Source organism: Candidatus Schekmanbacteria bacterium, from assembly GCA_003695725.1.
Classification (GTDB): domain Bacteria; phylum Schekmanbacteria; class GWA2-38-11; order GWA2-38-11; family J061; genus J061.
In genome coordinates this window covers 1-6,427 of the sequence record RFHX01000218.1, presented here as the reverse complement: position 1 = coordinate 6,427, position 6,427 = coordinate 1, and the positions used below count along the sequence as shown (strand labels likewise).

The following is a 6,427-nucleotide window of genomic DNA, read 5'->3' as shown; positions in this document are numbered from 1 at the left end:
TAAGAAAACTAAAAGTAGTAGAAATAAATTATTCCCTTTTTTCTCCGTTATTCTTGTGACTGCTTCTGATGGATGAAACAAGAATGAATATAGTATTTCCACGATTAAAAGCCCGTTTTTTTAACGCAATGTAATCAAGTTGTTGTCGATATCAAAATTTCCAGAATAAAGATATTTTACCGGAGTAGGCAGAGAGCTCAAATATCTATTAAACCTATTGCCTGAATCTTTTTCAAAGAATTCAAATAATCTTTCAAGAGGAATTGAAACATTTCTAATCAGATTTGGTTCTCCCTTTATTCCTGCAAGTTCTGCGGCAACCTTTACCGCTTTGTCGAATCCGCCTAACTCATCGACGAGTCCAGCTTCCATTGCCTCTTGTCCGCTGAATATTCTTCCGTCAGCAATTTTGCGAAGTTTTGAAACTTCTATGTTTCGTCCACCGGCAACAGCAAAGAGAAATTGTTCATAAACATTGTCAACTGTGTTTTGCAAAAGTTTTCGTTCTTCATCGGTCAAATCTCTCCAAAATGCAAGGGTGTCCTTATAAGCACCGCTCTTTATTACATTATATTTTATGCCGTATTTTTTAAATAAGCTGTTGAGATTTGGCGATGTAATCAAGACTCCAATGCTTCCTGTTATTGTTCCCTTGTTTGATATGATACGGTCACAGGCACAGGCAATGTAGTATCCGCCGGAGGCAGCAATATCCCCTAAAGAAGCAACTACTTTAATTCCCTTTTGTTTTGCTCTTATTACTGCATCAAAAATTTCCTGAGTTGCGCCAACTGTGCCTCCCGGACTGTTAATGCGCAAAATTATGGCTTTGACTCGAGAATCTTTTGAAAATCGGTCAATCTGGTCAACTATTGCATCGGCGCCTCTCATCATACTTAAAGGGAGTGAAACAGGAGAAAAGCTTATTTCTCCGTAGATATTGACTACAGCAATGGAATCCTTTTTGATTGGAAAGACTGATTTTAATGCTGATGTTTCAAAAGTTGTTTTTTCGGGAACTTTTCTCGAAAGAAGAATTATTCCTGCAATGACTGAAAAAATAGATACAACAATGATAATGATTGAAAAAATTCGCTCTTTTGTCATTTCGATAATCCTTGATAAAGATGAATAATACAAATTTACAGTCAAATTCATATTAATGTCAACTGATAAAAAAGAAGTGAAAAACCTTATCAGCTCTCAAAGTTATGTCAATTTTTGTGTTCCAATAAGAAAAGGGCACTTGTGCTTTGTCTAACCATTTTGTAAGGGAAGGTGATACTCAAATTTTTATTTGACTAAAAAAAAGCTCTAAGTTAGTTTATTTTTCATTAAATATTGAAGATTTTTTTGATTTTATATCAATTGGTTATTTAAATTTAACATTTAACTTAAAACAAAGGGGGAGTAGCATGGGAAACAAGCCGATTGAGGCACTACTTGATGAACAGCGCCTTTTTGCACCACCTGAGGATTTTGTAAAAAATGCCAATGTGAAGGATGAAAAGATATATGAAGAAGGGAAGAATATCGAAGATTTTTGGGCAAAAGCGGCAGAAAATATCGACTGGTTTAAAAAATGGGATAAGGTTCTCGAATGGAATCCACCTTTTGCAAAGTGGTTTGTAGGCGGAAAGCTCAATGTTTCTTACAACTGTCTTGACAGGCATATAAAAACCCACCGCAAGAACAAAGCGGCTATAATTTGGGAGGGAGAACCCGGAGATGAAAAGGTCTATACCTATTGGGACCTTTACAGAGAAGTATGCAAATTTGCAAATGTGTTAAAGCAGTTTGGCGTAAAAAAAGGGGATAGAGTAACAATTTATATGCCTATGATTCCCGAACTTCCCATTGCGATGCTTGCATGTTGCAGAATAGGCGCTCCGCATAGTGTTGTCTTTGGAGGATTCAGCGCAGACTCTCTTGTGGAAAGAATCACAGATTCCGAATCGAAAATAGTTATCACAGCCGACGGAGGCTATAGGAGGGGCAGCGTCATTCCCCTTAAAAGAAATGTTGATGAAGCGCTTGAAAAATGTCCTTTCGTTGAAAATGTAATCGTTGTGAAGAGGGTAGGAGATGAGGCTAGAATCCATATGAAAGATGGAAGAGACCATTGGTGGATTGACCTGATGGACGAAGCAAAACCAGAATGCCCGGCTGAAGAGATGGATAGTGAGGATATGCTTTATATCCTTTATACAAGCGGCACCACTGGAAAGCCGAAGGGAATTGTCCATACAACAGGCGGTTATCTTGTTGGGACTACGCTTACATCAAAACTCATATTTGATTTGAAAGAAGAGGATACATACTGGTGCACGGCGGATATCGGTTGGGTAACAGGACATAGCTATATTGTTTATGGCATTCTTTCAAATGGCGCTACATCGGTTATGTATGAAGGCTCTCCTGATTATCCTGAAAAGGATCGATTTTGGGAAATAGTAGAAAAATACAATGTAAATATCCTATATACCGCGCCAACAGCGATAAGAACATTTATGAAGTGGGGAGAGGAATGGCCTAAGAAAAGAGACCTTTCATCCCTGCGCCTCTTAGGCACTGTGGGAGAACCAATAAATCCTGAAGCATGGATTTGGTATCACAAAAACATTGGCAATGAGAGATGCCCTATCGTTGATACTTGGTGGCAGACAGAAACCGGTATGATTTTGATTTCTCCTCTTCCGGGAATTGTAAAGACAAAACCCGGTTCAGCTACGAAACCTTTCCCTGGAATTGAAGCAAAAGTTCTCGATGATAACGGAAATGAAGTGCCTCCTGATGCAGGTGGATTTTTGGTCCTTACAAAGCCGTGGCCCGCTATGCTTAGGACAATTTACAAAGACCCCGAAAGATTCAAACAGCAGTATTGGTCAAAGTATGAAAACATCTATTTTACAGGCGATGGTGCAAAGAAAGACAAAGACGGCTATTTTTGGGTTATGGGAAGAGTGGATGATGTAATCAATGTTTCTGGACACCGTTTGAGCACTATGGAGATAGAAAGCGCACTTGTTGACCATAAGGCAGTTGCAGAATCAGCAGTTATCGGGAAAACCCATGAAGTGAAGGGACAGGCCGTTGCCGCTTTTGTGACTTTAAGGGAAGGTTTTGAAGCCACACAAGAAATGGAGAAGGAATTAAAGGAGCATGTGGCGAAAAAGATAGGCGCAATGGCAAGGCCGGAAGATGTGTTTTTTACTCATGAGCTTCCAAAGACAAGAAGTGGAAAGATAATGAGAAGACTTCTTCGCGATATTGCTGAAAGAAGAGCATTAGGCGATGTGACAACATTGGCAGACCCTACTGTTATAGAAAAACTCAAACAACAGTATGAGGAAGAATAAATTCAAAAGAAAAATTTCTATTTATGGGAAGTTCTTTATTTAGAGCTTCCCTTTTTATTTACTGCTAAAGGAAATAAAATTCTAATTTATATTGTATTTGTTGAGAAGATACCTGAAAGAGCGAAAACTTAAATTCAAAAGTTCAGCAGCTTTGGTTTTTTTCCCTCCCGTATTTTCAAGGGCTTTGAGAAGATATCTTTTCTCTATATTCATCATAATCTCTTCCAAATTTATACCTTGCGGGTTTATTTCAGGAAGTTGAAGTTCCGACACTTCATAAATATTTTTGCTCAAATTTGGATTCTTTATTTCTTCAGGCAGATAGTTAGGAGTAATTTCATTGTCCGGACAAAGGATTAAAAGCCTTTCGATGACATTTTCAAGCTCCCGAATATTGCCGGGCCAAGAATATTGTTTCATAAGGGATAGAGTATCAGGATGTAGGTTGGGTGCTTTCCGTCCATTTTCTTTCGAACATTTCTTGATGAAATATTCAACTAAATCTGGAATGTCATCGAGTCTTTTGCGCAGGGGAGGGACTGTTATTGGAAAAACATTCACTCTATAGAAAAGGTCTTCTCTAAATTTTCCTTCTTGGACCAATTTCTTCAAATCTTTATTTGTTGCTGAAACAATTCTTACATCGACCTTAATTCTTTTGTTGCCGCCAACTCGTTTAATTTCCATTTCCTGCAAGACTCTTAAAAGTTTTACTTGCGTTGATTGTGATGTTTCTCCTATTTCATCGAGAAAAAGAGTGCCTCCGTCAGCAATTTCAAAAAGCCCTTGTTGAGTTCTTATAGCATCTGTAAAGGCGCCCTTTTCATGTCCAAAAAGCTCGCTTTCAAGAAGTGTTTCCGTTAAAGCCCCACAATTTATTGACTCAAAAGGTTGGTTGGCTCGTTGGCTATTTTCATGAATTGCTCTTGCTACAAGTTCTTTGCCTGTACCGCTTTCTCCATAGATTAAAACTGTGCTGTTAGTCTTTGAAACCTTTTTTATCAATTCAAGAACATTTTTTATTTCCTTGGAATTGCCTATGATTTTATTTCTTGAACTTTCTTCTCGTTCGAAACGGCGCCTTAAGCGCACATTTTCTTTTTTGAGGGTATGTTTTTCGAGTGCTTTTCTTATTACAAGCTTGATTTGTTCGTTATTGAATGGTTTGCTAATGTAGTCGTAAGCACCTGCTTTCATTGCTTCTACTGCTGTTTCATGGGAAGCATAAGCGGTAATCATTATTACATCTGTATCAGGGGAAGTATTTTTTATATATTTTAAAATGTCTATTCCGCTGATACGAGGCATTTTGATATCGGTTATTACTATATCGAATAGTTCCTCTTTTAAAATTTTTAGCGCTTTTTCTCCATTTTGACATGTCGTTACATTGAATCCTTCCTGCTCGAGCATAATCTCCATAAATTCGAGAAGATTTTTTTCGTCATCGACGACCATAATTCTTGGCATTTCTTATCCCTTTTCTTTCTTATGATTTTAAAAAATTATTCTGCTATTGGAAGATAAATAAAAAACTTTGTTCCTTTTTCATTGGTTTCATCTATTTCAATTCTACCAAAATGTTCTTCTATTATACGATAAACGATTGCCAAGCCAAGTCCTGTACCGCCTTCCTTTGTTGTATAGAAGGGCGAAAAGATTTTTCCCATATCCTCTTTTTTAATGCCTTCCCCATCATCAGAGAAAGTTATTTTGGCAAAAGAACGATTTTTCCCTAATGAATGAGAATTGGTATTGTTTTCATCTTTCGATAGTGAAATTTCGACATTCCCTTCTTTTTCTATAGCTTCGATTGAATTGATCGAAAGATTCCACAACACCTGCTCGAGCTGTTTGCTATCAGCATTTATAAAAATCTTTTCATTATTTTGTTTAAAATTGAAATTTATTTTTTTATTAGTAAATTTTGGGCTGTTTTTGACAAGAGTGATAACATCTTCAATGATCTTTGCTGCGTCGCATTTTTCAAATTTAGGCTGGCCGGGACGGGCATATTGAAGAAAATTGTTTATTATATGGTCAAGCCTTTCAGATTCCTTGATACTGATGTCCATCAACTTTTTGTTTTTTCCATCGGTTTTGATTGTATCCTTCAGCATTTGTATTGAGCCGCTGATTGATGCCAATGGATTCCTAATTTCATGAGCCATTCCTGCAGCAACTTCGCCTATTGCCGCAAGACGGTCAGCCCTCTTCAAACTTTCTTCCATCCTTTTGACTTCAGTAATGTCTTCAAAATTTCCAATCATACCTGTATTATTTCCATCTTCATCTTTTAAAGGAAAAAGGGAAAAAGATATATTCTTTTTTGCTCCATTTATTAGCAATTCTATTTCCTCTGAAATTATGCCTGACGATGAATGAGAAAGTCTTTTCAAAGATTCTATGTAGGGTATAGTAGGAAGAATTTCGTTCCAATGTTTGCCTATTGCCGCATAGCTGTCAATTCCAAAGATTTTTTCTGCTGCAGCATTGAATGAAATTATTTTTCCGTTTAGATCAGTTGTAATTATACCATTGCTTAGACTTTGAAGAATATTTTCATTGAGTCTTTCTAGTTTTTTTAATGTCCCTTCCTTTTCCTCTAATTCTTGATGGGTTTTTTTTAGGTTTTCAAGCAGTACTCCAGCAAAGAATGCCACTAAATAAAATGCGGCAATAGATAAGAAAATTTTTAGAAACAACTCCCAAAAGGAGTAAGGTGTAATAGGATTTACATAGTAATCAGGGATTGGAAGAAGCTTGATTTTGTTAATCTGAAAGATACACATCGAAACAAAGAGAAGTGAAGATAAAGAAGCCGCTACAAAACTTCCCATCCTAAAGAGAACGATTCCTGCCATTATTATTGTTAGCGAGTATAGAAAGATAAAAGGGCTTTCAATTCCCCGCGTAAGATAAACTAAGACAGTATCAAAAATTAAATCGCCGATTATTTGGATATAAGCGAAGGCAACGACATTTTTTATGCGGTTGAGAAGAATTGAATAAATGATGGTTAAAAGGTAAGTAAAAATTATAAGGATATATAAAACTGATAGTAAGGG

At 36.8% G+C, this 6,427-nt stretch carries 4 protein-coding genes; 1 reads left to right on the top strand and 3 read right to left on the bottom strand.

The window, feature by feature from the left end; genetic code table 11:
- Window positions 1-120: 120 nt before the first annotated feature.
- Window positions 121-1,158: a signal peptide peptidase SppA gene (gene sppA / locus D6734_08520; GenBank protein ID RMF94115.1), complete on the bottom strand. Its 1,038-nt coding sequence runs from the start codon at window positions 1,156-1,158 to the stop codon at window positions 121-123.
- Window positions 1,159-1,415: 257 nt separating this feature from the next.
- Between sppA and acs the strand changes: the two genes are divergently transcribed.
- Window positions 1,416-3,359 (top strand): acetate--CoA ligase, encoded by a 1,944-nt coding sequence (gene acs, locus D6734_08515; protein RMF94114.1) that lies wholly within the window; start codon window positions 1,416-1,418, stop codon window positions 3,357-3,359.
- Between the two features lie 81 nt (window positions 3,360-3,440).
- Here acs and D6734_08510 read toward each other — a convergent pair whose 3' ends face one another.
- Both D6734_08510 and D6734_08505 read right to left on the bottom strand, forming a co-directional pair.
- The gene (locus tag D6734_08510) at window positions 3,441-4,829 is read right to left on the bottom strand and encodes a sigma-54-dependent Fis family transcriptional regulator (protein ID RMF94113.1); all 1,389 of its coding nucleotides are present in this window, start codon (window positions 4,827-4,829) and stop codon (window positions 3,441-3,443) included.
- Window positions 4,830-4,864: 35 nt separating this feature from the next.
- Window positions 4,865-6,427, bottom strand: a 1,563-nt coding sequence (locus D6734_08505) for a PAS domain S-box protein (protein ID RMF94112.1), incomplete at its 5' end; no start/stop codon positions are given.

What these genes read in the sequence shown, in the direction of transcription:
- D6734_08510 (RMF94113.1), bottom strand. Translation starts at nt 4,829, where the DNA reads ATGCCAAGAATTATGGTCGTCGATGACGAAAAAAATCTTCTCGAATTT.
- sppA (RMF94115.1), bottom strand. Translation starts at nt 1,158, where the DNA reads ATGAATTTGACTGTAAATTTGTATTATTCATCTTTATCAAGGATTATC.
- acs (RMF94114.1), top strand. Translation starts at nt 1,416, where the DNA reads ATGGGAAACAAGCCGATTGAGGCACTACTTGATGAACAGCGCCTTTTT.